Source organism: Stenotrophomonas sp. 86428_Sma (assembly GCF_056481585.1).
Window position 1 is genome coordinate 2403394 of record NZ_CM151156.1, and the last position, 25916, is coordinate 2429309.

At 60.2% G+C, this 25916-nt stretch carries 20 protein-coding genes and 2 pseudogenes; 19 read left to right on the plus strand and 3 right to left on the minus strand.

All coding sequences use genetic code 11. The annotated features are described in order from the left end of the window. Positions 1–156: 156 nt before the first annotated feature. The gene (locus tag ACZK3J_RS11125; protein ID WP_017354502.1) at positions 157–606 is read left to right on the plus strand and encodes a phosphatase domain-containing protein; all 450 of its coding nucleotides are present in this window, start codon (positions 157–159) and stop codon (positions 604–606) included. A gap of 2286 nt (positions 607–2892) precedes the next feature. On the opposite strand, the gene cydB is transcribed toward ACZK3J_RS11125, so the two are convergent. From cydB to fdhD, 3 genes are all read right to left on the minus strand, one after another. Next, the gene (cydB, locus tag ACZK3J_RS11130; RefSeq protein ID WP_478476943.1) at positions 2893–3906 is read right to left on the minus strand and encodes a cytochrome d ubiquinol oxidase subunit II; all 1014 of its coding nucleotides are present in this window, start codon (positions 3904–3906) and stop codon (positions 2893–2895) included. Positions 3907–3917: 11 nt separating this feature from the next. Next, on the minus strand, positions 3918–5306 hold the full coding sequence (locus tag ACZK3J_RS11135; RefSeq protein ID WP_017354500.1) for a cytochrome ubiquinol oxidase subunit I: 1389 nt from the start codon (positions 5304–5306) through the stop codon (positions 3918–3920). 109 nt (positions 5307–5415) lie between these two features. Further along, a complete protein-coding gene (gene fdhD / locus ACZK3J_RS11140; protein ID WP_026070516.1) occupies positions 5416–6276 on the minus strand; it encodes a formate dehydrogenase accessory sulfurtransferase FdhD in 861 nt (286 codons plus the stop codon). 477 nt (positions 6277–6753) lie between these two features. On the opposite strand from fdhD, the gene ACZK3J_RS11145 reads away from it, so the two are divergent. The 18 genes and pseudogenes from ACZK3J_RS11145 to ACZK3J_RS11230 all read left to right on the plus strand — a co-directional run bounded on the left by ACZK3J_RS11145 (position 6754) and on the right by ACZK3J_RS11230 (position 25885). Then, positions 6754–9027: an FdhF/YdeP family oxidoreductase gene (locus ACZK3J_RS11145; protein WP_026070515.1), complete on the plus strand. Its 2274-nt coding sequence runs from the start codon at positions 6754–6756 to the stop codon at positions 9025–9027. Positions 9028–9058: 31 nt separating this feature from the next. Further along, positions 9059–10099 carry a GTP 3',8-cyclase MoaA gene (moaA, locus tag ACZK3J_RS11150; protein ID WP_017354497.1) on the plus strand — a complete coding sequence of 347 codons (1041 nt, stop codon included), beginning with the start codon at positions 9059–9061 and terminating at the stop codon, positions 10097–10099. An 8-nt stretch (positions 10100–10107) separates the two neighbouring features. Beyond that, positions 10108–11106 carry a bifunctional molybdenum cofactor biosynthesis protein MoaC/MoaB gene (gene moaCB, locus ACZK3J_RS11155; RefSeq protein WP_026070513.1) on the plus strand — a complete coding sequence of 333 codons (999 nt, stop codon included), beginning with the start codon at positions 10108–10110 and terminating at the stop codon, positions 11104–11106. Then, a complete protein-coding gene (locus ACZK3J_RS11160) occupies positions 11103–12356 on the plus strand; it encodes a molybdopterin molybdotransferase MoeA (RefSeq protein ID WP_017354495.1) in 1254 nt (417 codons plus the stop codon). The genes moaCB and ACZK3J_RS11160 overlap by 4 nt, the downstream gene beginning before the upstream one ends. Further along, positions 12356–12616: a MoaD/ThiS family protein gene (locus tag ACZK3J_RS11165; protein ID WP_017354494.1), complete on the plus strand. Its 261-nt coding sequence runs from the start codon at positions 12356–12358 to the stop codon at positions 12614–12616. Before ACZK3J_RS11160 ends, ACZK3J_RS11165 begins: the two co-directional genes overlap by 1 nt. A gap of 3 nt (positions 12617–12619) precedes the next feature. Beyond that, complete coding sequence (locus ACZK3J_RS11170; RefSeq protein WP_017354493.1) at positions 12620–13138, plus strand: molybdenum cofactor biosynthesis protein MoaE; 519 nt, start codon at positions 12620–12622, stop codon at positions 13136–13138. Further along, positions 13104–13670 carry a molybdenum cofactor guanylyltransferase gene (gene mobA / locus ACZK3J_RS11175; RefSeq protein ID WP_026070512.1) on the plus strand — a complete coding sequence of 189 codons (567 nt, stop codon included), beginning with the start codon at positions 13104–13106 and terminating at the stop codon, positions 13668–13670. Before ACZK3J_RS11170 ends, mobA begins: the two co-directional genes overlap by 35 nt. Next, entirely contained in the window at positions 13667–14026 is a 360-nt protein-coding gene (locus ACZK3J_RS11180; RefSeq protein WP_017354491.1) for a hypothetical protein, read from the plus strand. Before mobA ends, ACZK3J_RS11180 begins: the two co-directional genes overlap by 4 nt. A gap of 87 nt (positions 14027–14113) precedes the next feature. After that, positions 14114–14857, plus strand: a complete 744-nt coding sequence (modA, locus tag ACZK3J_RS11185; RefSeq protein WP_026070511.1) for a molybdate ABC transporter substrate-binding protein — start codon at positions 14114–14116, stop codon at positions 14855–14857. 3 nt (positions 14858–14860) lie between these two features. Next, positions 14861–15544, plus strand: a complete 684-nt coding sequence (modB, locus tag ACZK3J_RS11190) for a molybdate ABC transporter permease subunit (protein WP_005413347.1) — start codon at positions 14861–14863, stop codon at positions 15542–15544. Next, a pseudogene (locus ACZK3J_RS11195) lies at positions 15534–16193 on the plus strand (ATP-binding cassette domain-containing protein); the annotation flags it as partial. The gene modB and the pseudogene ACZK3J_RS11195, both read left to right, overlap by 11 nt. A gap of 685 nt (positions 16194–16878) precedes the next feature. After that, a complete protein-coding gene (locus ACZK3J_RS11200; protein ID WP_026070510.1) occupies positions 16879–18276 on the plus strand; it encodes a sigma-54-dependent transcriptional regulator in 1398 nt (465 codons plus the stop codon). A gap of 9 nt (positions 18277–18285) precedes the next feature. Then, complete coding sequence (locus ACZK3J_RS11205; RefSeq protein WP_017354487.1) at positions 18286–20307, plus strand: cache domain-containing protein; 2022 nt, start codon at positions 18286–18288, stop codon at positions 20305–20307. Positions 20308–20460: 153 nt separating this feature from the next. Continuing rightward, positions 20461–20961, plus strand: a pseudogene (locus ACZK3J_RS11210) (bestrophin family protein); the annotation flags it as partial. 40 nt (positions 20962–21001) lie between these two features. Continuing rightward, positions 21002–21352 carry a hypothetical protein gene (locus tag ACZK3J_RS11215; RefSeq protein WP_478476945.1) on the plus strand — a complete coding sequence of 117 codons (351 nt, stop codon included), beginning with the start codon at positions 21002–21004 and terminating at the stop codon, positions 21350–21352. Positions 21353–21585: 233 nt separating this feature from the next. Then, entirely contained in the window at positions 21586–23565 is a 1980-nt protein-coding gene (uvrB, locus tag ACZK3J_RS11220; protein ID WP_017354485.1) for an excinuclease ABC subunit UvrB, read from the plus strand. A 212-nt stretch (positions 23566–23777) separates the two neighbouring features. Next, entirely contained in the window at positions 23778–24053 is a 276-nt protein-coding gene (gene frmR / locus ACZK3J_RS11225; RefSeq protein ID WP_017354484.1) for a formaldehyde-responsive transcriptional repressor FrmR, read from the plus strand. Between the two features lie 503 nt (positions 24054–24556). Continuing rightward, positions 24557–25885: a DUF3422 family protein gene (locus ACZK3J_RS11230; RefSeq protein ID WP_026070509.1), complete on the plus strand. Its 1329-nt coding sequence runs from the start codon at positions 24557–24559 to the stop codon at positions 25883–25885. The last annotated feature ends 31 nt before the right edge of the window (positions 25886–25916 follow it).

Genomic DNA, 25916 nt, shown 5'->3' on the forward strand with positions numbered 1-25916 from the left:
CGCCGGTTGCTGCATAGGAATGGGCTGTCGTTCAGGAGATCCGACATGATTCGAACAAGTTTGACCCACCCTTTAGCTATCGCGGAACTCCCGGTTGGCGAAAGGGGAGGGGCAATTGGTGTGACCTTCGCGCCAGGTAAGTACCAAGAAGTTGCGATGACGGGGGCATGGGCGAGAGACATCGATGTGGATGTCTCTGTGATTCAGTGTTGGGGAGCCAGCCACCTGATCACGCTACTCGAGCCGTGGGAGTTCAGTGAGTTGCGGATCGAGTGCTTGCCTCAAGTGGTTGAAGGGCAGGGCATCTCATGGCATGGCCTTCCAATCACGGATGGCGCAGCACCTGACCAGAGGTTGCTCGAACGATGGCCAGTACTGGGGTCAATGCTCGTTCGGAGTTTGCATTCGGGCCTGCGCATTGTGGTCCACTGCAAGGGTGGGCTGGGGCGAGCCGGCACTGTCGCAGCGATGCTTCTACTGCAGTCAGGGGCTGAGCGAACAGCGCAGGCTGCCATTGGCTCGGTGCGACGTGTCAGGCCGGGTGCCATCGAGACCGCTGTCCAGGAGGATTTCCTGCAGCAATGGGCACAGGGACTGCGCTCGTAGTTGCCCTTCCAGATCAAACGCGTGGCGAGCTCATCAGTCGTTCAAGGCCAGCCCTGGCTATTGGCGCCACCGATACCTACGCGATCTAGTCGACCGCTGACACCGGATTCGCTGGGTCGCGCGCCCACTAGTGGACGCGGCGCGGAGAGTATCCGCTAAAGCCTCCAGTCGCTACTTGGCTGCAGCCAGTACTGTCTGCCCAGAGGGATAAACGTCTCCATTGCCACGTCCAAGATCAACGGCTGACGCCAGCCATGGCCTGGCACGAAGCAAAAGTCAGTCGGGCCAAGTGCTCCCGATTGAACTCGGCTAACGAGCCAAGTGCATCTCCTGCTGATCTCTCGATCAAGTACCCGACGGGCGGCCTCCTCGTCCAGATCAGCTTTCAGGAACTCCGACGCAACGTTGCGCATGCCGGCCCACAGTACATACCTCTTGCGTCCCAAGCTCAGTGCATTCCACTCCGGGAGCTGGGTCGATCTCAGGCCATTGCCCAGCGTGGGAGATAGCCGATACTTGCGTAGCAGGTTGGCCAGGTATGCACGGGCTTCGCTCTCTGCGAGCGAGGTTCCCAAGGTCCGTTTGGCAGTGGACGGGCATTCGGCAGCCCATCGGGTAAGCGTACTGGTCAACCTGGCCTCCAGACTCACGTCCTGACGTGACCAAGCGGCCTGATAGGTCCATGCCAGAGGCTCATACAAGGACCTCGCCCCGGAATTGGGGGCTGCGATGGGAATGCGCTGCAGTACGCGAAGTGAGGCAAGCGTATCGAGTGCGGCTGAGGCCAAGCCCTCGGCGGCAACAGGCCCGCTTACGGTCCTTGAGCGCTCCAGTGCGCACCAGGCGCAGGCTAAGAACGGGCCGATTGAACGAACGAAATCGTCCAACTCTGGCCAATGCGAAATGAGGGTCGGTTGGGTGACAACATAGGCCACTTGTCTCTCAGATCGCTCGCCTAGCTCACCAGCATAGCAGCGAGGCGAGTCCGCGTCTATCTGATCTTCAGATATCGCCACACTGCTGTCCGTGGCTGCGCTGGAGTTGTGAGTGAAAGTCCCGTCGCTTCCTCCAGCGGTGTTCTAGGTTCTTTGGGGAGCCGTGCTATGCCGAGGAGCGCGAGTAGGCCATTGAGCATGGACGAATCAGTGGTTCAAGTTCCATGTCGCGCGGCCGATACAGCCCTGTCCAGACTCCTGGCGGGTCGTCCCGGCCACGAATCCAGTCGATGGCATCCCGTTTGCCCAGGAGCTCCGGAGCGACGTTCTAAGTACCCTGCCATGTACTCAATTCAGAAGATCATCGACCTGCTGCTGCTATTGGGCGTTCCTTCGCTGCTCTTCATTGGCGCTTACGTTCTGCGCCGCCCCAAAAGAGAGCTCAGTTGGGAGCCGGTGCTGGATCAGCGAGTTCATTGCTGGAAATGGTGCGCCTATGGCTTCATTTTTCTCTTGTATGTTCCCGGGACGACGTTGTATCGAACGTTGATTCCTACGGGTTGTGATGGACTTGTTTGCGTCCAGTTCTTCACCGCGAGTGGATACCGTATCGCCCCGAGCGAACTTCATGTTGTTCTCGTCGCAACTGCCGTTTTCGCGGGGTACTTCTTTGCGCGTGTTCGAGCTTCGTACTCACCGATTCCTACCAGGGCCCGGGGCTACGTCCTGAAGGTTGCCTATCATGGCAAGGGGGAGTACTCGCCACACTTGGAGATAGCCCGCCAAGTTCGCCGGCGTCAGCTCAGAGCGGAGCTTGCTGAAAGGCGTAGGCTTGAGCGGGAGGGCTTCCACCTATGGTTAAGATCCGTACGGCCGTGGGTTTGCACGTTGGCCAGAGGCTCTACTGTTGAGCTACTTAGCCCCATGCTGTCGGGAAGGGACCCACTCACTCTTGTCAGGTGGCTATCTCGTAGCGGCCCCATACATGATGTAGTCCTTCTTTCTAGGCGACTTCGTTGGTGTGAGGCGTTCTTCTACCACCTCACCGTGAATCATCGACTTTCCTTCAAGTCAGTTCGATCCGAAGGCATACGATTCAGGGTCGGCTGAAGGCCCCACTCATCACATCCTGTGTGTCTTAGGGCGATACACGATTCTGGGAGGCCGGGCGTATTGGCTAACTGATTGAGTCAAGTCGAGGGCCAGAGGCGGTGGCATTTGACCTTCGGCTTAGCTGAAGATAGTCCAGTGACATTCAGTTCATGAGTCGGCCGCCACCGAACCCACTCGCCCTTTCCGGGCTTTAGTTGAGCCCATTCTCCACTTCAGGCGAATGGGCGGCATATCACGCTCAATGATAGCTCGTGCTCGCACTCACCTTGCCGCGGAAAACGCGGTATGACCAGGCGGTGTAGCCCAGGATGACAGGAAGCATGACCGCCAAGCCGACCAGGCTGAAGCCAAGCGACGACACTGGCGCTGCTGCATCCCAGATCGTCAATGCCGGGGGGAGCAGGTACGGCCACATGCCGAGTACGAGGCCTAGGTAACCCAGGACAAACAACGACAGGCTCAGTAGGAAAGGGGCAAGATCATGAGTGGGGCGTTTCTCCGCGCGCCACAGCGCCACTGCCACGGCGAGCGTAAGAAGGGGGACGGGGGACAGCCACCAGAAATTCCCGTCACTGAACCAGCGAGTCATTAGTCGCAGATCAAGGAACGGCAGCCAGCTGCTCACGAGCCCCATGGCCACGATCACGGCGACCACCAGGGGGCGGGTCAGGCGCCTGGCAAGTGCGTGGGTTCGCCCCTCGGTCTTCAAGATTAGCCAGGTGCCTCCAAGCAAGGCGTAGCCGGCAACCAAGGCTGCTCCGGTAAGCATGGCAAAGGGGCTGAACCATAGGAATGGCCCGCCAGCGTAGGTGTCACCAGTCATTGGCACGCCTTGCACCACCGTGCCAAGAATCACTCCTTGAGAGAACGCGGCCAGAAGCGAGCCAAGGCCGAAAGCCACGCTCCAAAGCCTCTTGGAGCGATGGGCTTTGAACCTGAACTCAAAGGCGACCCCCCGGAAAACCGATGATACAAGCAGCAGAAGTACTGGAAGGTACAGGGCCGAAAGAAGCGCTGCATAGGCTGTTGGAAACGCTGCTAGCAATCCGGCTCCGCCGAGCACCAGCCAGGTTTCGTTGCCATCCCATATTGGGGCAGCGGTGTTCATCATCACATCGAGCTGCTCTTCATCCTCGGCAAAGGGCGCGAGAATGCCAATACCGAGTACGAAGCCGTCGAGGACGACGTACATCAGGACGCCGAAGCTGATGACGGCGAACCAGGCGATGGGCAACCAGGTCATCGAGTCCATGTCAGCGTTCCTCAGAGAGATTGATCAGCGGCCGAGATAGGCCGTGCAGGTGTGCGATCACCACCCTCTAGCGACGGACTTCCGTCTTGGGCATGTGGGCCATGTCGGAGGATCTTGACCAGATACCAGATGCCCCAACCAAATACGAACGCATATCCAGCGACATAGACCGCGAGTGAGATCGCTGTCATCCAGGCCGTTTGCGGTCCCACGGCATCAGCCGTTCGCAAAACGCCATAGACAATCCAAGGCTGGCGCCCCATCTCGGTGACAAACCAGCCGGCCACCAAAGCAACGAACCCACTTGGAAGCATCCAGTTCCAAGCGCGCAGCAGGGCCCCGGAATCGAACAGCTTACGGCGGGCCAGGGTGAAAGCAGAAAGCCAGGCGAGCAGTAGCATGAGGGTGCCTATCCCAACCATGATCCGGAATGCGAAGAACACAGGCGTGACCGGAGGTCGTTCGCTCGCCGGTACGGATGTCAGCGGTGCGAAGGTTCCATCCATGGAGTGAGTCAGGATGAGGCTGCCAACACGCGGAATCGCGATCTCAAGATCGTTCCGCTCTTCCTTCTCATTTGGTACAGCGAAGACGACCAGCGGAACTCCTTCACCTTCTTGGCCCTGATGCCAGTGAGCCTCTACCGCTGCGATCTTCATCGGCTGGTGCTTGAGGGTGTTCAGACCATGCATGTCACCCACGAAAATCTGAACAGGAACGGTAATGGCCGCAAATATCACAGCCGCCCCAAGCATCTTGCGGCCGGCTTCGACGTGCTCCTTACGCCGCAGGTACCAGGCGCCAACACCACCCACCACGAAGCAGGTTGTTATGAATGACCCTATTGCCATATGGGCCAGTCGATAGGGGAACGATGGATTGAACACAACCTCGAACCAGTCAACCGGATGGACCACTCCGTTGATCATTTCGTAGCCCGCAGGCGTATGCAACCAGCTGTTGGAGGCAAGAATCCAGAACGTTGAAAAGAGCGTTCCAAGTGCGACCATGCATGTGGAAAAGAAGTGCAGGCGTGGTGATACTCGCCCCCAGCCGAACATCATCACTCCGAGGAAACTTGCCTCCAGGAAGAAGGCTGTCAGGACCTCGTAAGTCAGTAGGGGGCCGATTACGGTTCCGGCGATCTGGCTCAAACGAGGCCAGTTTGTGCCGAACTGGAACGCCATGACGATACCGCTTACCACGCCCATGCCGAAGGACACGGCAAAGATCTTCTGCCAGAAGAAGAACAGATCCCGCCACACCGGGTTGCGGGTTCGAAGCCAGCGCCATTCCACGAAACCAAGCCAACTGGCCAAGCCAATGGTGAAGGCAGGGAAGAGCACATGGAAGCTGATGAGAAAGCCGAACTGAATTCGGGAAAGGAGGAGGGCGTCCATAACGATCCCAATAGGGGGTGGGTGGTGGCTAGCGGCTCAAGTTCCGATGGTGCCTAGCAATTTCATCGGCGGAGATCCTTGCTCATTGCACGGCAGGCGTCATCTGGCGTCATACGGCTGCTAGGTGTGCAGCTTCCAAATCGAGTAGGCGCTGGGGGTGTGAATAGATGTTGAAGCCATCCGAGCGCGCGAAACCGACAAGACAGATCCCTGCGGCCTTTGCGAGATCTATGGCTAAGGCTGTGGGTGCCGATACCGCTGCAACGATCGCCATGCCTGCATAGGCGGCCTTACTCACCATTTCGTAGCTAGCACGGCTAGATAGAAGCACGAGACCTTCGTTGGTTGAAGTCGATGAGCGCCTCATTGCACCAATGAGCTTATCTAGTGCGTTGTGCCTGCCCACGTCTTCGCGTACCACTTCGATAGCTCCGTCCGGGAGAACCCATGCTGCTGCGTGGGTTGAGCCGGCAGCCTCGTTCATTGGCTGTAGCCCTTTTAGCGAGGACAGTGCTACGCGTAGCGCCAAGGCGGAGTAGGTGGTGGGTCGGTCGATTGGCAAAGGCATTCTGAGCACTTGCTCCAGTCGACTAGCTCCACATAGCCCGCAACCGCTACGCCCGGGTAGGTTGCGGGTGGCGTCGTTGGGCATTGACACGATGGGCGCACTATCTGTGACTTCCATCGCCAGCTCAATGCCTTCCAGCGATGGCCTCACTTCAATCCGGAGAAGTTGGGAGGGATCAGAAATTGTTCCCTCCGTCATGGAAAAGCCCAGCGCAAAGTCTTCCAGATCCGTTGGGCTGGCCATCATCACCGAGAAAGGACTGTCGTTGTAGAGCATCGCGACAGGCACTTCTTCGGCAACGCTGTCCATGATTGAGCCGCGCTCGCCACCACGCCACCGAAGGGTTCTTCGATATGCGATGCCGCAGGGCTCGTTGGCAGGTACTGGGCTGGGCGCTTGCATGGAGATGAGGCCTGGCGGGGAGGGAAGCCGGTAACGATGATCTGGGCGTGCAGGGTCCCTCGGGTCGGGGACTTCTTAGTGGTTTGACAGTGCGGAGAGTATCCCAAGGCGTACACCCCGCTGCGGTCAAAATTTACAAATGTTCGCAGATGGACAGTTTGGCTGAGTTGATCCGACATTCTGTTCGAGGGGCTGTGGCCCGCCTGTCCGCTACATGTGCCTGTAGCTAGAAAACGCCCGATAAATTAGATAGTTACAATCGATGGCGGGTGGCGTGAAGACCTGTTCGTGGTGAGGGCCAGGATGAGCGCTTCGGGTCCGTTGAGGCACTCGTATCGGACACCAGTGCCTCGATTCGATCCCCGGCGTGTACGCCGGACGTCTTGTCTGGGCAGGGTGGACATACTGTCCGTGGAAGGGGAGGCCGTCGCGTGCTTAACTTTTCCCACTCCCAATTGCATGCTGCGAGTGCCTGTCATGTCAGAGCAGAAGATCCCCCGTTACAAAGCCTACGACCATCCTGCCGGTGGTTGGGGTGCCGCCGGTGCAACCGCCAAGGTTCTGATGCAGCAGAGCGTCATTGCCAAGGGATCTAAAGCGCTTTTGTCGATGAATCAGCCTGGGGGATTCAAGTGCCCCAGTTGCGCTTTCCCGGATGCAGATCACACCAAGAAGCTGGAGTTCTGCGAAAACGGTGCGAAGGCCTTGGCATGGGAGGCAACCAAGCATCGCGCCACGCGTGAGTTCTTCGCGGAGCACACTGTCCAGGAGCTGATGGCGCAGTCCGACTATTGGCTGGAGATGCAGGGTCGATTGACCGAGCCGATGCGATATGACCCGGTATCCGACCATTACGTTCCTTGTAGCTGGGATGAGGCCTTCGCGCTGATCGGGCGACACCTGCAGGCCCTGTCCAGCCCGCATGAGGCTGAGTTCTACACCTCGGGGAGGACGCCGAACGAAGCCGCGTTCCTGTACTCGATCTTCGTGCGCGAGTTCGGAACCAACAACTTCCCGGACTGCTCGAACATGTGCCACGAGCCGACCAGCCGGGGGTTGCCGCCGGCAATTGGTGTCGGCAAGGGCACTATCGTGCTCGATGACTTTGAGCATGCTGAGGCCATCTTCGTCATCGGCCAGAACACAGGCACCAACTCACCACGAATGATGTCCAACTTGGTGGAGGCGCGGAAGCGTAATGCTCCAATTGTCGCGGTCAATCCTATGCCGGAACGTGCGCTGATTCGCTTTGCCGAGCCCCAGGACGTCGTGCAGATGGCCACGTTTGGCTCCACCGAGATTTCCAGTGAATTTGTACACATTCGCATCGGCGGTGACCTGGCCCTGATCAAGGGCATCATGAAGGCTATGTTCGAGCGGGAAGCGGCCGGCGAGTCTGTTCTCGATCACGAATTCCTGACCGAGCACACCGTCGGGCTGGAGGCATTGCGTGAAGAAGTGATGTCCCTGGAGTGGAGCCAGATCGTCCAAGTGTCCGGGATCAAGAAGGAGCAGATTCTGCGTTGTGCAGAGATCTACATCCGTTCCCGTGCGACCATTATCTGCTATGGCATGGGCCTGACCCAGCACCAGCAAGGATCTCGCCTTTTGCAGCAGGTTGCCAATCTGCTGATGCTGCGCGGCAACTTCGGAAAGCCCGGGGCGGGCATTGCTCCTATTCGCGGCCATTCCAACGTGCAAGGCGACCGTACCGTCGGCATTGATGAGAAGCCGACGCAACGCTACCTGGACCAAGTTCGCGACGTGTTCGGGTTCGAACCGCCGCGCGAACATGGGCACCATGTGGTTGAGTCTATTGAGGCGATGCTGGCTGGAACCGCCAAGGTCTTCATCGGCATGGGCGGGAACTTCATCCATGCTGTTCCTGATACCGAAATTGCCTACAGGGCAATGCGTGGTCTTGAGCTTACGGTTGGCATCGCCACCAAACTCAACCGTGGCCACCTAGTGCATGGCAAGGAGGCGCTGATCCTACCGGTGGTGGCGCGCTCGGAGTGGATCCATACCCCGCTGGGTGAGCAGTTTGTCACCATTGAGGATGCCATGTCGAATGTCACCGCATCCCGTGGAGTACTGGAGCCTGTGAGTGAACATGTTCTTCCGGAAGTTGAGATCGTGTGCCGCATGGCAATGGCAACACTGCCGGACAGCAAGGTCGACTGGGCAGCTTGCATGCACGATTACAACCATGTTCGTGAGCTGATCGCGGCGGTCTATCCCAGCATCTACGCAGACTTCAATGAACGGATCCAGGCGCCGCGTGGCTTCCACTTGGACATTCCGCCGCGCCGCCGTGAGTGGCCGACACCTAACGGGAAGGCCAATATTCTGGTGTTGCCGGGTCTTGAAGTGAACGACCTGGTCGAGGATCCCACTATGCTTCGGCTGGCCACGGTTCGCTCCCATGACCAGTACAACACGACAATCTACAGCTACAACGATCGCTATCGCGGTGTGTATAACGATCGAATGATCCTCTTCATGAACCTGGAAGATCGAGTAGCACGAGGGATTGGGAAGGAGGAACAGGTGAGCCTCGAGACGATCTCCAGTGATGGCGTCTGCCGGCGGGTCGATGGGTTGACTGTGCTTGACTATCCGATGCCGCGTGGCGCGATTGCGGGCTACTACCCTGAACTCAATCCACTGCTACCTCTGGATTACTTCGATCGCATCAGTGGTACCCCCGCGGCGAAGTCGATCCCGGTCAGGGTGGTCATTTCACAGTGATTGCGCCGGCATGTCGTAGGGAGGACTAAGAATGTCAGCCGAGCTCATTCGGGCGCCAGAGCCGGTAGGTGAGGGCGCACTGGCAGATCATCCCCGCCAACTCACCGACGGTTTCGGACGCAGCTTTCCGTACCTGCGCCTTTCGTTGACCGAAGCCTGCAACTTCCGTTGCAGCTACTGCCTGCCCGACGGCTACCAGGCCGATGGCCGCCCGCGCTTCCTGCAGGTGGAAGAAATCGCGCGCCTGGTGCGTGCGTTTGCCGCGCTGGGCATGAGCAAGATCCGCCTGACCGGCGGCGAGCCCAGCCTGCGCAAGGACCTGGATGAGATCATCGCCACCGTGGCGGCGGTGCCGGGCATCCGCAAGGTGGCCATCACCACCAATGGCACGTTGCTACCGCGGCGCCTGCCGGGCTGGCACCGCGCCGGCCTGACCGCGCTGAACGTGAGCATGGACAGCCTGCAGCGCGAACGTTTCAAGACCATCACCGGGCATGACCGCCTGCCGGAGATCGAACAGGGCCTGGCCCTGGCGCAGGCGCTGGGCCTGCCGGCGATCAAGCTCAATGCGGTGCTGCTGCGTGGCCTGAACGACGACGAGCTGCCGCAGTGGATGGACTACCTGCGTGACCGCCCCTTCAGCGTGCGCTTCATCGAACTGATGCGCACCGGCGACAACGAAGCCTATTTCCAGCGCCACCACCTGCGCGCCGACGTGGTGATCGAGCAGCTGCTGGCGGCTGGCTGGCACGAACGGCCGCGCGCCGCCGATGCCGGCCCGGCGCGTGAGTACAGCCACCCGGACCATCGCGGCACGGTGGGCATCATCGCCCCGTATTCGCGTGACTTCTGCAAGGGCTGCAACCGCCTGCGGGTGACCGCCAAGGGTGACCTGCGGCTGTGCCTGTTCGGCGAGTTCGGCGTGCCGCTGCGCCCGCTGCTGCAGAGCGACGATGACCATGACGCGCTGCTGGCACGCATTACCACGCAGCTTGGCCTGAAAGCGGCCGGGCATGGACTGCACCAGGGCCAGACCGGGCTGACCCCGCACCTGGCCTCCATCGGAGGATGAGCAACACGATGAGTGGGGAATTGAATGCGGCCTTCCATATGGCCGATGTCCGCGACAAGCGCATCACCCGCCGACGTGCGGTGGCGGTGGGCGAGCTGCATGCCGGTCCAGTGGCCTATCCGCTGATCGTCGAGCGCCGCCTGCCCAAGGGCGATGCGCTGGTGATGGCCGAGATTGCCGGCCTGCAGGGCGCCAAGATGGCCTCGATGCTGATGCCACTGTGCCACCCGCTGCCGCTGGAACTGGTGCAGGTGTTCTGCGCGCCGGTACCGGAACGGCAGGCGATCCGCGTGTGGTGCGAGTGCGCCAGCGAGGCGCGCACCGGCGTGGAGATGGAGGCACTGGCCGGCGTCAACGCGGCGCTGCTTACCCTGTACGACCTGAGCAAGCCGGTGGAACCGGCCCTGCGCATCGAAGGTATCCGCCTGCTGTTCAAGGAAGGCGGCAAGCGCGGTGTCTGGCTGCACCCCGACGGCATGGACGATGCCGAGCGCACGCGTTTCAAGCCGCGTGCGCCGAAGGGCCTGGAGGGCGCGGCCTGCGCGGTGATCACGCTGAGCGATCGCGCCAGCGACGGCACCTATGAGGATATCTCTGGCCCGACCCTGGTGACCGGCCTGAAAAAGCTGGGCGGCGAGGTGGTGGCCGCTGAGGTGTTGCCCGATGGCATCGAGCCATTGGCGGGTCGCCTGCAGGCCTTGGCCGCCGAGGGCGTGCGCCTGTGCCTGTGTACCGGTGGTACCGGACTGGGCCCGCGTGACCTGACCCCGGAGGCGCTCCGTTCCCTGAACGCGCGGCCGGTACATGGCCTGGCGCAGATGGTGCGCGCGCTGAGTGCACAGCACACGCCGATGGCCTGGCTGAGCCGCGCCGAGGTGGTGCAGCTGGGCAACATGCTGGTGTTCGCGCTGCCCGGCAGCCCGAAGGCGGCGGCGCAGTGCCTGGATATCCTGGCGCCGGTACTGGGCCACGCCCTGGCGATGGTCGAGGGGGATGGCCACTCATGATTCCCTATTGCGAAGCCTTGCAGCACCTGCTGGACGCGGCCACGCCGCTGCCGGCCGAGCGCGTGCCGCTGCATGAAGCCGGCGGCCGTACCCTGGCCAGTGACATCCACAGCGGGCAGTCGTTGCCGCCGTTCGACAATTCGGCGATGGACGGCTTTGCGCTGCGCGCCAACGGCGCGACGTTCGAGGCCGGTACCGAATTCGCGGTGCAGGGCTGGCAGGCAGCCGGCGATGCCGGCGCCGAAGGCGGCGAGGGTGCCTGGGAAATCATGACCGGAGCGCGCATGCCGGTTGGCCTGGATACGGTGGTGCCGGTCGAGAACGTGGAGATCCTCGCCAGCGAGGACGGCCGCCCGACCCGCATCGCGCTGACCGCGACGGTGAAGCCGGGCCAGAACGTGCGCCTGCGCGGCCAGGACGTGCGCGAGGGTGAGCGCGTGCTGTGCGCCGGCCAGGTGCTGGATATCAATGCCCGCACCCTGCTGCACGCCCTGGGCGTGGGTGAGGTGGCGGTGGTGGCGCGGCCGAGGGCGGCGGTGATCGCCACCGGCAAGGAACTGGTGACCGAGGCGGCGCAGGCGCTGGAATCGGGCCAGATCCGTGACAGCAATCGCCCCTACCTGGTGGGCCGCCTGCAGGCGGCCGGTGCCGAGGTGGTCTGGCAGGGCACGGTGGGCGACGACGTGGCCGCGTTCAATGCGGTGCTGGATGAAGCGCTGGCTGCCGGCGCGCAGCTGCTGATCAGTACCGGCGCGGTGTCGGCCGGCCGCTACGACTTCGTTCCCGATGCGCTGCGTGGCCGTGGTGCGCGCATCGTCTTCCATAAGGTGGCGATCCGCCCCGGCAAGCCGTTGTTGTTCGCGGTGTTGCCCAATGGCGCGCTGTACTTCGGCCTGCCCGGCAACCCGGTTTCGGCTGCCGTGGGCCAGCGCTTCTTCGTCGAGCCGGTACTGCGCCGCCTGCTGGGGCTTGCACCGGAACCGGTGTTGCGGCTGCCGCTGCAGGCCGACGTGCGCAAGCCGCCCGGTCTGCGCTTCCACGCGCGGGCGCGGGTGGAAATGGACGGGCAGGGGCGCCTGAGTGCGCGCGTACTGTCCGGGCAGGAGTCGTTCCGTTTGATGTCCATGCTGCAGGCCAACGCCTGGGTGGTGCTGGAGGCCGAGGGAGACCTGGCCAGCGCTGGCACCTTCGTGCGCGTGCAGGGCTGGGGTCACCACGAACCGGTGCAGCTGGTGAGCCAGGAGTCATGATGAAACAGGTGAATCTGCAGTTGTTCGGTGCGTTTTCCGATCTGGATGCCAGCCGCGAAATCGCCGTCGATGTGGCCGGTGGCACCGTGGCCGATCTGCGCCAGGCGCTGCGCGAGCTGCTGCCGGTGCGTTGGCCGGGTTTCCGCGCGGGCCTGCTGGACTACTCGGCGTTTGCCGACCAGCAACGCGTGCTGCGCGACCACGAGGCGCTGCCCGACGATGGCCGCGTGGCGATCCTGCCACCAGTGAGCGGGGGCTGAGCGATGAGCGAGAAGATCATCGCGACGGTGGTGGACCGCGCGCAGGCGGCGATCGATCCGGCCGAAGGCATCGCGGCGGTATCTGATCCGGGCTTCGGCGGCATCGACGTGTTCATCGGCAAGGTGCGCGACGTCAACATCGGCCGGCCGGTGACCGGGATCACGTACGACCTGTTCGAACCTTTGGTGCTGAACGAGTTCAAGCGCCTGGCGGCAGAGGTCGAGGCGACGTTCGGTCCGAAGCTGAAGCTGTATGTGGCCCACGCCAAGGGCCGGTTGGGCATTGGCGATGTGGCGGTGGTGGTGGCCGCCGGCAGCCCGCATCGAGACGAGGCATTCCGGGCCTGCCGGCAGTTGATCGAGGTGGTCAAGCACCAGTGCCCGATCTGGAAGCAGGAGCATTACGAGGACGGCGACAGCGAGTGGACCGAAGGCTGCAGTCTCTGCCATGCGGATAACGAACCCACGCAAGCTCATGACAATGCCCATGAATGTGCACACGATCACGAACATTCCCACTGACGGCATCGTGCTGGCCGGTGGTCTTTCCAGCCGGATGGGCCGTGACAAGGCGCTGCTACCGTGGCACGGGCGAACCCTGCTAGAGCACATGCGTGGCCTGCTGCGACAGGCAGGTGCGGAAAGGGTATGGGTGAGTGGCAACTACCCGGCCTTCGGTGGCATTCCTGATCGCGTGGCACGCTGCGGCCCGTTGGGCGGGCTCTACAGTGTGGCCATGTGCATGCCGGACGCTGCCGCTCTGGTGCTTCCGGTGGATACGCCCAATGTGACCCCGGCGTTACTACAACGGTTACGTGATGCGCCTTCGGCTGCCTGTGTGCTGTTTGCGGAAGAACCCCTGCCGATGCGGTTGCAGATTGATGACCATTGCCGGCATGTGTTGCGGGAATTGATCGAGAATCCGGCGGCGCACCGCTCGCTACACGCCCTGCGAGAACGCTTGGGCGCAATCGAGCTGCCACTGGCGGATAGCGAATACGACCAGCTACTCAACTGCAACACCTCAACCGAGCTCGAGTTCATTGCATCATGAAAGTCCAGCTACAGCGGCAGGCAGTTCGTCTGCGCGTTGATGAAGAGGAGCTAGCGCAGTTGCTGGCCGGCGAATCGGTGGAGAACCTGACGCGGTTCGGCGGCGATCGCGGCTGGGGCATGGTGCTATCACTGCATGCAGGGCAACAGGCGGTGCTTCTGGAGGGGAGCGAGTACTGCCGGTTGATGCTTCCTCGCGAAGCGGTTCAGTCCTTGGCATTACGTTTGCCCTGTCGTGATGGTCTGGGTTTTGGCATTGCGCTGGATGATGACATCTCGCTGCAGCTTCAATTCGATGTGGATGTACGAGACAGCCTGCGCCAACGAGGTCCGCACCGTCGTGCACCCTCTACCTAGCTCTGGGCGGGCCAGCTATGTAGCGCCTGCGATGCCAAGGATAGGCGGTGAAACCGATCTAAACCCAACCAAACGGGGAAACCAATGATGAAACGAGTTGGACTGTTGTTGCTGGGACTGCTGGCCACGGTGCCGGCCTTGGCGGCCGACCTGACGGTGTCGGCGGCATCGAGCTTGACCGAGAGCTTCCGCGAACTGGGCACCGCCTATGAGAAGGCACACCCGGGAACCAAGGTCGATTTCAACTTCGCCGCGTCCGGCGTGCTGCTGCAGCAGATCAGCCGCGGCGCGCCGGTGGATGTGTTCGCGTCGGCCGATGAAACCACGATGGACCAGGCCCAGCAGCAGGACCTGCTGGCGGCCGGCACCCGCGAGGTGTTCGCGGTGAACGCGCTGTGGGTGGTGGTGCCGCCGCAGGCCAAGGCTGCGCCGCGTACCTTGAAGGACCTGGCCGGTGCCGGTGTGCAGCGCATCGCACTGGGCAACCCGGACAGCGTGCCGGTCGGCCGCTATGCCAAGGGCGCGCTGGAAGCGGCGGGCCTGTGGCCGTCGGTGCAGGGCAAGACCATCACCACGCAGAACGTTCGCCAGTCGCTGGACTACGTGGCGCGCGGTGAAGTGGATGCCGGCTTCGTCTATGCCACCGATGCGCAGGCGATGCCTGATCGGGTGCGCCGTGCCTTCGCGGTGCCGGTGGCGGGGCGCATTGCCTATCCGTTGGCGGTGACCAAGGCCAGTGCGCAACCGGTTGAAGCCAAGCGCTTCACCACCTTCGTGCGTTCGGCACAGGGCCAGGCGATCCTGGCCAAGCATGGGTTCGGCAAGCCCTGAGGCATGGATCTCGACTGGAGCGCACTGTGGTTGTCGCTGAAGGTGGCCGGCTGGGCCACCGCGATCAATCTGGTGCTGGGCGTGGCACTGGGCGCGCTGCTGGCACGTCGGCGATTTCCTGGCCGTGAGCTGCTGGATTCGCTGCTGACCCTGCCGATGGTGCTGCCGCCGACCGTGCTGGGGTATTACCTGCTGGTGCTGATCGGCCGCAACGGCCCGATCGGCGCGTGGCTGCAGTCGTGGTTCGGCATCAACCTGGTGTTCACCTGGCAGGCGGCGGTGATCGCTGCGGCGGTGGCCTCGCTGCCGCTGGTGTTCAAGCCGGCACGCGCGGCGTTCGAGGAAGTGGATGGACAGTTGGAGCAGGCCGCACGCACGCTCGGTGTGTCCGAAGCAGCGGTGTTCTTCCGCATCACGCTGCCGCTGGCGTGGCGCGGCATCCTCGCCGGCCTGCTGCTGGCGTTTGCACGCGCGATGGGCGAGTTCGGCGCGACGCTGATGGTGGCGGGCAGCATTCCCGGCCGCACGCAGACGCTGTCGATCGCCATCTACGAAGCGGTGCAGGCCGGCCAGGACGGCAAGGCCAATGCGCTGGTGATCCTGACCTCGGTGGTGTGCATCGTGATCCTGCTGCTGGCCGCGCGGCTGGTGGGCGGACGTCGCCGGGAGCTGCGTGATGTGGCTTGACCTGCAGGTGCAGCGTCGCCTGCAGGCGGCCGGCCAGGATTTCGTATTGGACGTGTCGCTGCAGTGCACGCAGCGGCAGGTGGTGCTGTTCGGGCCCTCGGGCGCGGGCAAGAGCCTGACCCTGAAGGCGGTGGCCGGGCTGCTGAGGCCGGGCCAGGGTCATGTGCGCCTACAGGGGCAGACCCTGTTCGATGCGGCCACCGGTGTGGATCTGCCGCCGCAGCACCGCCGGCTGGGCTACGTGTTCCAGGATTACGCGCTGTTCCCACACCTGAGCGTGCGCCAGAACGTGGCGTTCGGTCTGCAGAAGGGCTGGTTGAATCCGCGGGTCGGCCAGCGCTTCGATGCGGTGGAGCAGTGGTTGCACGCATTCCGCATCGATACGGTGGGTGATCTGCTGCCCTCGCAGGTGTCCGGCGGCCAGCGCCAGCGTACCGCCTTGGCACGCGCCTTGGTGACGCAGCCGCAGGCGCTGCTGCTGGATGAACCGTTCTCCGCGCTGGACCAGGATCTTCGCCAGCACTTGCGGCAGGAGCTGGAGGCCGTGCTGGACGGGGCCGGTATTCCACTGCTGCTGATCAGCCATGATCCCAACGACATTGAGATATTTGGGGGCCAGATCGCCTGCATCGAAAATGGGCGACTGATCTCTCCTCCCGGCTCGCGTCAGAGGCCGACCCGTCAGCCCCGCCTTCTACCATCCTTAGTCGGCTCCCCAACAAGCCCGGGTCTTGAGGGGAAGAGCAACCATCAGTCAGTCGGAGACTCAGAGAGTCCAAAGCCACGATACATCTGCCCGCGAGCCGCGCAAATGGGAGACGACCCTGGTGCATAGGCATCTCTATGCCGGTAGGCGAGCGGTAGGGCCTGGACCTTCTTGCAAGGCGGATCGACTCGCCCGCGCTTGGCCGCGCTGCGTGGCTCCGGCCGAGGCGGGGACAACGCGCACCCAGCGCTTCCCATATGGCCGAATTGGCGTAATGATCCGCTCGAAGGGAGCGAGACTTCTCCAGCCTCCCGTGGCGACCGACCGCCGAGGGGCTTGGAGGGGCACGGAGGCCATTGGCGCTCTGGGCAATATGGCGAGGAGCCCCCGGTCCGTTTGGCCACCAAGAGGTCGATACTAGGCTCGTAGGGCAAGAGTTCCGGATTGGCATATGACTGAGGTCGACAGCATTGAACGTCTCAGACTGGCCTTTGGTGCACAACGTCCTACGTCGTGAGAGGGGGTGTTTTGTTCGATATGTCACCCGTCATCTAGCGGTCGAAAGATCGAAATGAACTCGAACACGAATCGACGGAACTAGCCACGCTTCAATTGTACTGAGGGAAACATGACGCCAAAGAGCGCCAACCAATCTTCCGAAGAGCGCGCAAACGGCGATCTTGCATGGCCGGACCTTGCGCGCTCATCGATACTGATCGTTGACGACGAACCTGGCATGCGTAGCTTCTTGGTTCGTGCCTTGCGACCGCGATGCAAAGTTGTGGAAGCTGCAGCTGACACCATTGAAGCGGAGCAGCATCTGACGGAGCGCCACTTTGACATCGTGATTGTGGACAACGTGTTGCCAGGGAAGAGTGGCATCGCGTGGCTGGAGGACCAGCGCAGGGGAGGGGTCTTGGCCGACTTCATTCTGATTACTGCGTACGCAGACTTGGATTCCGCTATCGGCGCTATCCGCGCGGGAGCGGCTGATTTTCTTCTCAAGCCTTTCAGAACCAATCAGTTGCTGGCCGCTATATCGCGCTGCCTGGAACGCGGTCGCCTACGGCGGGAGAATGCCATTCTCCGTCACGAGCTACATGGCTCCGGTGCACCAGCTGCGCTTCGAGACAGGCTCACAGGTAGCTCGCGTGCGATTCAGGCCACCAAGGATCTGATCGCGAAGGTCGCACCACTGCCCAGTAGCGTGCTGTTCACTGGAGAATCCGGCTCTGGAAAGGAGGTTGCCGCAAGATCGCTGCACGCGTTGTCCGCACGGGCATCTCATCCTTTCATTCCAATAAATTGTGCAGCTGTTCCCAGCGAGTTGATTGACGTTGAACTGTTCGGGAGTCTCAAAGGAACGTTCAGTGGAGCGAACTCGTCTCGCCAAGGACTGGTCGCCTATGCAGAAGGCGGAACATTGCTGTTTGACGAAGTCGCTGATCTTCCCTTGGCTCTCCAAGGAAAGCTGCTAAGGATGCTTGAAGATAGACGGATACGACCAGTTGGCGCAGATCGGGAGATTCCGATCGATGTCAGATTCATCTTCTCAACCAACAAGAATTTGGTTGCGGAAGTGAAGAATGGAACATTCCGGTCGGATCTCTACTATCGCATCAACGTTCTCGAGGTGTCGCTTCCTCGCCTTCATGACCGCGGCGCTGATGTGTTGGAGCTGGCGGCGGGCTTCATGCGTGAGCTGGGGCTGCAGCTTGGCCTTCAACCGATTCCGATCGACGAAAGGATCCGGGCATATCTTCAGAGCTACTCGTGGCCCGGGAACGTCCGCGAGCTTCACAACTACGTTGAGCGTAGCCTGATACTCGGACACTTTCCGACTCAGCTTGAGCGGTTGGAGTCACTCTCTGACCCACGAAGCCGGCTGCTCTCGGAGGTCGAGCGCAGGCACATCCTTGCAGTGCTTCGTGAGACTGGCGGAGATCGCGAAAGAGCGGCCACGATCTTGGGCATATCGCGAAAGACGATTGATCGTAAGTGCTCCAGTTGGAATGTATCAGCCTAGGAATCTGCAATGAACCGAGCGCGCTCAGTTCGCTTCCGCCTGCTTCTAATCGCGATCCTTCCAATGTTTGTGATCCTGCCGGCTATCGTCGGCGGACTCATCTACCAATGGGATTTGCGCTTCGACCGACTGCTCGCCTCGAAGGTTGGCGGGGACCTGAAAGTTGCGGGACAGTACATGAACCAGCTGCTCGTCAACGACCGCGCGACGCTGGCTGCGATTGCTGATTCGCAGAGCTTCCATGGCGTCATTAGCCAGGGGGTCAACAAGAATGCAGAGCTTGGCAGCCTACTAGCGTCGAAAGCCCAAGGTGGTTCACTAGACTTCATCGCACTGTTGGATTCAAACGGTCGCTTGTTGGCTAGTAGTGAGCCGGCCTCGCCAGCTGAGCTTGACTTGGACTGGTCAGTCATCGAAAAGGCCCTGAAGGGAGCGTCCAGCGTGGAGGTGGGGGTGGTAAGCCGGGACGATCTGATGGAGATCTCCCCAAAGCTCGCCGCACGGGCCGAGGTCATTCGTCCGCATAACGCAAGGAATCCTGTCGATTCGGCCCAGAGTGAGAAGCGGGGCCTAATGATTCAAGCTGCAACGCCGGTTGCACTTCCAAACAATCAGGTTGGCGTCTTGATTGCGGGTACTCTGCTGAACCACAACACCGAGTTCATCAAGCAGATCACTGATCTTGTCTACCGAGATAAGGCCCTGCGTACTGGCGCAACAGGGATAGCCTCCATCTTCCTTGGTGATACCCGCATCAGCACCAACGCGTTGTTGGCGGGAGGGAACCCAGCGTCGGGGACACGGGTGTCTTCTGAAGTGGCCGAGGCCGTGCTGGGCCAGGGAAAGACCTGGCAGGCGAGAGCCTACGTAGTCAATGATTGGTACATTGCCGGCTATATGCCCATTCTCAATGGCCGGGGCGTACCTATTGGTATGCTCTTCGTGGGCTTTCTGGAGGAGCCATTCACCACCGCCCGTCGAAATTCCATCGGAGCGATCGTGTTCGGTTGCCTCCTTGTTGCAGTCATCACCGTACCCCTTTTTCTGTACATCGCTCGCGGCGTGTTCAAGCCACTTGAGCGGATGGATCAGGCAATTGGACGGGTCAAGGCGGGCGACCGCAGTGCTCGCTCCGGAGCAGGGGCATCCAATGATGAAATCGGACGTGTCGCTTCGCACTTGGACCAGCTGCTCTGTCAGCTGGAAGAGAAGGAACGGCAGCTGGTCGCCTGGAACGAGGAGCTCAATTCCAGGGTAGAGGAGCGAACTGCTGGTCTCGCACTAGCCAATAGACGGTTGGAAGAGACGACCCAGCACCTGATTGTCACTGAGAAGCTGGCAACAATTGGCGAGATCGCAGCAGGAATAGCGCACGAGATCAACAATCCGCTTGCCGTCATGCAGGGGAACCTCGAGCTTCTGCGTGACTCGATCAGGGAGCCCGAGGGTCAAGGGTTTGGAGAAGAGATTGACCTCATTGAGGATCAAATTGGGCGTATCAGCACCATTGTTTCCAAGTTGCTGCAGTTCTCCAAGCCCAGTGAGTACTCCGGTCATAGTGAGCTGTTAGAGCCTGCCACGCTGATGTTGGAGACGCTGCCCCTGATTCAACACCTCATCAAGCGCCATCCCGTGAAGATAGAGAAGAACTTCCTGTCCACACGGCTCGTAACGGGCAATCGGGGCGAGCTGCAGCAAATTCTTGTGAACCTCCTGATCAATGCAATCTATGTCATGCAGAAGGGCGGAACGCTGGGATTGGCGACGTTGGACGTTGACGACGTTCATGGTCACCCTGGCGTCGCTTTGCGAGTCTCAGATACTGGAAGCGGCATTCCTCAGGACATTCTGGTCCGAATTTTTGAGCCATTCTTTACGACCAAACATCGTCAAGGTACTGGGCTGGGTCTTTCCATCAGTCAGATGCTTGCCAACCGCCACGGTGGCAGCCTGTCGGTAGTGAGAACCGGCCTGACAGGGACGGTCATTGAACTATGGATGCCCGAGGCTGCCGACGATGAACTGCTTTAGACCTGCTGTAGCAGTGTCATGCGAACGGCGTGATGTCATTCGCATTTCGAACTCAAGTGGAAGGAATTTGTTGCCTAGGCGTATCGACGCCAGCAGTCGATCAATGAATCAGAGGTTGGCATGACACACCGTCTCCCAGATGTTGAAACGAGAATGCGAAGGCAGCCGACGTTGTGGGACGTTGCGTTTGCCGTCAGGGGTACCATCCTGCCCAGGATCGCATTGCATCTACTACTGATTAGCATTGTGACCGCAGGAGCGGTGCTCGCATCAACGGAGCATCCAGGAATCTTTGCTCGCTTCAGTGCCGTTCCGTTCACGCTCATTGGTATCGCACTTTCCGTATTCATGAGCTTTCGAAACAACGCTTGCTACTCCAGATGGTGGGAGGCGAGGCACCTTTGGGGTGACCTGGTCATAGCGTGTCGCTCAATAGCCAGGCAGACGTCCCTGCTGGATCCAAACAGCCGAGCACAGATCCTGCGAGGCCTGTGTGGCTTCAGTGCTGGCCTCTATTCTCGACTGCGCCGGGCCGACGAAGCCCATGCGATCGCACCTTGGTGGGATATTGGCAAGGCATCACAAGGCCCGAATCCGACGGACGCTGTGCTCCAGGGCATTGGCTTGAAGCTTGCCCATCTGGCTCATGAGGGAAGGATCGACTCGATTCAGTACTCGGTGATGGATAAGCAGCTTGCCAACTTGGCTCGTATCCAGGGGGGGGTGCGAGAGGATACTCAATACTCCGATTCCATTCTCGTATTCGCTGCTGCTTCACCGGACTGCGATCGTATTCTGCACAACACTTCCTTTTGCGCTGGCAGGAACATTGGGGTGGTGGACCTTTTTACCGGTGCTCATTGTGGCGTACACGTTTTTTGGTCTCGATGCGCTGGGCCGTCAGCTGGAGGAGCCATTCAGTTCCGCGCCGAACGCGCTCCCGATCTACTCAATGCAGAGGACGATCGAGACAGAGCTAATGTCAACGCTGGCTCTGACTGCGGTCGATCAGGAGTCGGTACAGCAGCCAGGTAGGGAGGAGTGAGGCGTGAGCGGAGGGCGGCGGGTGCACTTCTGAGGCCGCTCCGGCATGTAACGACATGCCAGCTCACGCCCTAGCGCTAGTCAGGCATGGGTTGCCAGGCTCACCTGAAAGGAACTCGCCCAAAGATAGCATTCGTACAGCCCCCTTGGTTCCGCTCGCACATATGGGATGGAGTCTGTGAGACGGGAATAGTTCCTCTAACGATCAAGAATGAGCCAGTAGGAGCGTAAGTGATGTCAACAGATATGTTCGTAATGCATTCGGATCATACGCCGGCCGGGGATCAACCCGAAGCGATTGCCAGGCTAATTGCTGGCATCGAGGAGGGAGCAACACATCAGACCTTGAAGGGAATTACAGGGTCAGGGAAGACCTTCACGATGGCCAATGTGATCCATCGGCTGAAGCGACCCACGCTCATTCTTGCGCCAAACAAGACGTTGACTGCTCAGCTCTACGGGGAGATGAAGGCGCTGTTCCCCGAGAACGCCGTGGAGTATTTCGTTTCCTACTACGACTTCTTCCAGCCAGAGGTCTATATCCCAGGTAGCGATCGTTACATCCAGAAAGACTCAGCCATCAATGATCACCTTGAGAGGCTTCGACTATCGACTACGAAGTCTCTGATTGAGCGTAGAGACGTGATTGTTGTCGCTTCGGTGTCCTCAATCTATGGACTGGGAGACCCACAGAGCTACCGGGATCTGCAGGTTGAGCTTGCGCTTGGAATCGAACTGGATCAGAGGGACTTCCTGCGTCGGCTTGCATCGCTTCAGTACGACAGGACTGAGCGGACCCTGAAGCGTGGCACGTTCCGTGTGTCTGGCGATGTGGTCGATATTTTTCCCGCCGACTCTGAGTACAAGGCAATTAGAGTAGAGCTCACGGACGAGGGGAGAGTGCAGTCGCTCACCTGGATTGATGCGGTTACAGGGAAGAAGCTTGGCGATGAGACGCGCTACCTCGTTTCTCCAAAGACACTCTTCGCAAGCCCCAAAACAGAAATCAATGAGGCTACGAAGGCCATCCTCAAGGATTTGGAGGCCAGGGTGACGGAGCTCAACGCATCTGGTCGAATCGTTGAGGCAAATAGGCTTTACGAGAAGATCACGAACGACGTGGAGATGATGAGGGAGCTGGGATATTGCTCTGGCATGGAGAACTACTCCAGTTACCTGAACTCGAAGCCTTCAGGAGCTAGGCCGACGACACTCATGGACTACCTCCCGAAGGATGGCCTGCTATTTGTTGATGAGTCGCACGTCATGGTTCCTCAGATCGAGGCGATGTTCAGGAGCGATCAGAGCAGGAAGGATACTCTAATCGAGTACGGGTTCCGTCTACCTTCGGCGATGAACAACAGACCGCTTAGCTTCTCTGAGTTTGAAGCCATCAAGCCCCAGACGATCTTCGTTTCGGCTACGCCTGGCGCCTATGAGATTGGGAGATCCAAGGGAAGATTGATTGACCAGCTCATCAGGCCCACTGGCTTGCTCGATCCGCTGGTAGAGGTGAGGCCGAGGGAGGGCTACAGGCACGATCTTCTGTCAGAGATCGCCCGTTGTGTACGAGAGGGCGACAGGGTCTTGGTGACCACGCTGACAAAGGTGTCTGCTGAGGAGCTGTGCGAGTTCCTCGAGGATCAAGGGGTGCGTGCGAAGTACATGCACTCGGATATCAAGGCAGAGGATCGAGTTGAGATCATCAATGGGCTGAGGGCCGGCGAGTTCGATGTGCTAGTGGGTATCAGCCTGCTGAGAGAGGGGCTCGATATTCCTGAGGCCTCTCTGGTCGCTATCGTTGATGCGGACCAGGCGGGCTTCCTTCGGTCGAGCCAGGCCCTCATTCAGATGATTGGACGAGCCGCAAGAAACTCGCGCGGTAAGGCGATCATGTATGCCGATACGATCACTAGTGCGATGCGGCAGGCCATTTCTGAGACTGATGACAGGCGACAGCATCAGATCGCGTTCAATGAGGAGTTCGGCATCACCCCGTCAACGTCTCGCGGAATGTTGGGATCAACAGAGGCTCGACCTGACCGGTCGCAAGCCCATTCAGCGGAGTTCTGCGCCAACCTAAAAGACCTCTGTGATCGAATTACATCAAAGGAGCGACAGCTTCTGGAGCTCTCTGATGCCGGGGACGAGGAGGAGATCGAGTTCGTCAGGCTGGAGCTAGACAAGCTATACCGCCAATTCATCTACATGTAACCACTCTTTCGAGTGGTGGGGCGTGGCTCCTACAGGAGCCCGCCTTTTGTGGTGTGGGGGTGGGGCGGGAGGGGTCTGTCACTGGCCTCTGGCGGCGGCTCGAAATCAGGCGCAGACTCAGTTGACGGAGTTAAAGACCCTCGCAGATTGCTAGCTTGCATACTATCGGGGAGTATAGTATCGTTCCCTCATGTGATACGGACAGGTGCGCAATGCCTCACAGCCCTCGGGAGAAAAAGCAGGCCCTTACCCGCGTACGTCGGATCAGCGGACAGGTGGCTGCATTGGAGCAGGCTCTGGAGAGCGGGGCGGAATGTGCTGCAGTACTTCAGCAGCTTGCTGCTGTGCGCGGGGCGGTCAATGGTTTGATGGCGACGGTTCTGGAGAGCTATCTGCGTGAAGAGTTCCCGCATAGCGACACCCACACCGACTCTCAAAGGAAGTCGATTGACGAGACCATCTCTATTGTCCGCTCCTATCTCCGTTAGTCAGTTCGCGACATTGCTTGATGGCGCTAGTACTAAGTAGAGGAGGCAATCTATGGGTGTCCGAACTACTTCATTTCCAAGTAGAACCCGCCATTCCTAACCCCTTCGTGGGTTAGGGCGTCACGACTAGGACGTTGAGGCCTTTCCAGGAGGCTCCAAGGCATGCTGGATGATGTCAGTCGAGTTGCGCCTGTCTGTATTTCTTGGAGCGGGCAATCTCTGTCGGCATCGTTGCCTTCGGCATCTGACTGAGTCATGGGAGGCCCTTTGAAGTGAGCTTCCAGCCTCGTTGCGACTCCCATGCGGTCCGCGCCTGGCTGGAAGGTGGGAGAGCAAGGGCCTGCGATCTATGCGGTGCTGTCCTCCCAGCTTGTTGTGGTTCCCACTACCGCCCTACACCAGAGCCGGCTCCACCACACGACCTTTCGCTGAGCTATCGCACAAGCAAGTGATAGACCTCCCGTGAGCGGTGTTTAGAAGATCATCCATTCTTGAGGCTATGTATGAATGACCCATCCGGCCTGAGCCAAGCTGCAGGCACGCCAGCAGAAGGCTACGTATATGGGATGCCGGCGCACGCGGACCGCCGCGCCGCCGTTGAGGAAGTCCATGCGCGACCGCACCTTCTCACCCAGTCTCCGCGAAGCCTTCTCCAGCTCTCCTTCATGACAGAAGGGGACATGAGTCGAGATCGTGCCGCGATCGACGATCTTTCAGGTCGTATGGGGGCTGCAGTCGAGGATCACACCACACCTCATCACGCGCTTACGTGGAATGAGGGTGATCTGCACTGCGAGAAGCACACTGAGTTCTCTTCCTACCTCTGGAGCGCACCACTGAGCTCAGAAACAGGTGAGCCTTGTGGGGACAACCCGTTTAGACAGGGATTCAAGCCGCCAGGACCCGTGATCTCGGCTGTTAGCGTCAGGCTTTTGCCTTGGACCGCGGAGGCGGAGAAGGAAATAGATTGCTTTGATCCCGTCAGCCGCTGCTACTCGCTGGTTGAGAACGGTGCCGCGGCCATTGTGACCGACTTCCGTCAAGACGAGGAAGGGCTAACCCACATGCTCATCCTTGATCGCGACCTGACTCCGGCGCGGGCAGGAGCGCTGGCGCAACGACTGCTCGAGGTCGAGACATACCGAACGCTTGCCCTCCTAGCGCTACCGCTGACTCGTTCCATGACGTCGAATCTTCGTCGCATGGAGGCGCGTCTGGCTGCAATTACTGAAGAGATGCGCAGGGCCTCCGGCGGACGTCGTGACAGTGACGTGCTCCTCTCGGATTTGACCAGCCTGGCTGCAGAGTTGGAGGCGGACGCCGCGGCAAATCTCTATAGGTTTGGTGCAAGTCGGGCTTACTACGAAATTGTTGAAGAGCGACTGGATGCGTTGGCGGAGGATCAAGTTGCCGGCTATAGCACCTGGGCGGACTTCTTGTATCGAAGGATTGCACCGGCCATGCGAACTTGCCAGTCAGTGAAGGAGCGACAGGGGAAGCTCTCAGACAAGTTGACGCGCTCGATCTCGCTCCTCCGGTCGTGGATTGATGTTGAGCTCGAGCGGCAGAACCGCGACCTACTGGCGTCCATGAATGAACGGGCGAAGGTTCAGCTGCGCCTGCAGCAGACGGTGGAAGGTTTGTCGGTGGCCGCCATCTCGTACTACGTCGTGAGTCTTCTCGCATACCTGCTCAAGGGTTTGCCTGGGACGCATGACATCGCAGCAACCGTCACTGCGATCTTGGTTCCCGCTGTATTGCTGCTGATTTGGTGGATTGTCCGAAGGATCAGGCATGCACACGGTGACTCGGCAGTCGAGGACAAGGCCTAAAGCCTCGCTTAAGGCCACATTCGATTCGCGA

Excerpts from the sequence above, each read along its gene's own strand:
- ACZK3J_RS11125 (WP_017354502.1), top strand. The coding sequence starts at position 157 with ATGACGGGGGCATGGGCGAGAGACATCGATGTGGATGTCTCTGTGATT.
- cydB (WP_478476943.1), bottom strand. The coding sequence starts at position 3,906 with ATGGACTCGATGACCTGGTTGCCCATCGCCTGGTTCGCCGTCATCAGC.
- ACZK3J_RS11135 (WP_017354500.1), bottom strand. The coding sequence starts at position 5,306 with ATGGACGCCCTCCTCCTTTCCCGAATTCAGTTCGGCTTTCTCATCAGC.
- fdhD (WP_026070516.1), bottom strand. The coding sequence starts at position 6,276 with ATGCAAGCGCCCAGCCCAGTACCTGCCAACGAGCCCTGCGGCATCGCA.
- ACZK3J_RS11145 (WP_026070515.1), top strand. The coding sequence starts at position 6,754 with ATGTCAGAGCAGAAGATCCCCCGTTACAAAGCCTACGACCATCCTGCC.
- moaA (WP_017354497.1), top strand. The coding sequence starts at position 9,059 with ATGTCAGCCGAGCTCATTCGGGCGCCAGAGCCGGTAGGTGAGGGCGCA.
- moaCB (WP_026070513.1), top strand. The coding sequence starts at position 10,108 with ATGAGTGGGGAATTGAATGCGGCCTTCCATATGGCCGATGTCCGCGAC.
- ACZK3J_RS11160 (WP_017354495.1), top strand. The coding sequence starts at position 11,103 with ATGATTCCCTATTGCGAAGCCTTGCAGCACCTGCTGGACGCGGCCACG.
- ACZK3J_RS11165 (WP_017354494.1), top strand. The coding sequence starts at position 12,356 with ATGAAACAGGTGAATCTGCAGTTGTTCGGTGCGTTTTCCGATCTGGAT.
- ACZK3J_RS11170 (WP_017354493.1), top strand. The coding sequence starts at position 12,620 with ATGAGCGAGAAGATCATCGCGACGGTGGTGGACCGCGCGCAGGCGGCG.
- mobA (WP_026070512.1), top strand. The coding sequence starts at position 13,104 with ATGAATGTGCACACGATCACGAACATTCCCACTGACGGCATCGTGCTG.
- ACZK3J_RS11180 (WP_017354491.1), top strand. The coding sequence starts at position 13,667 with ATGAAAGTCCAGCTACAGCGGCAGGCAGTTCGTCTGCGCGTTGATGAA.
- modA (WP_026070511.1), top strand. The coding sequence starts at position 14,114 with ATGAAACGAGTTGGACTGTTGTTGCTGGGACTGCTGGCCACGGTGCCG.
- modB (WP_005413347.1), top strand. The coding sequence starts at position 14,861 with ATGGATCTCGACTGGAGCGCACTGTGGTTGTCGCTGAAGGTGGCCGGC.
- ACZK3J_RS11200 (WP_026070510.1), top strand. The coding sequence starts at position 16,879 with ATGACGCCAAAGAGCGCCAACCAATCTTCCGAAGAGCGCGCAAACGGC.
- ACZK3J_RS11205 (WP_017354487.1), top strand. The coding sequence starts at position 18,286 with ATGAACCGAGCGCGCTCAGTTCGCTTCCGCCTGCTTCTAATCGCGATC.
- uvrB (WP_017354485.1), top strand. The coding sequence starts at position 21,586 with ATGTCAACAGATATGTTCGTAATGCATTCGGATCATACGCCGGCCGGG.
- frmR (WP_017354484.1), top strand. The coding sequence starts at position 23,778 with ATGCCTCACAGCCCTCGGGAGAAAAAGCAGGCCCTTACCCGCGTACGT.
- ACZK3J_RS11230 (WP_026070509.1), top strand. The coding sequence starts at position 24,557 with ATGAATGACCCATCCGGCCTGAGCCAAGCTGCAGGCACGCCAGCAGAA.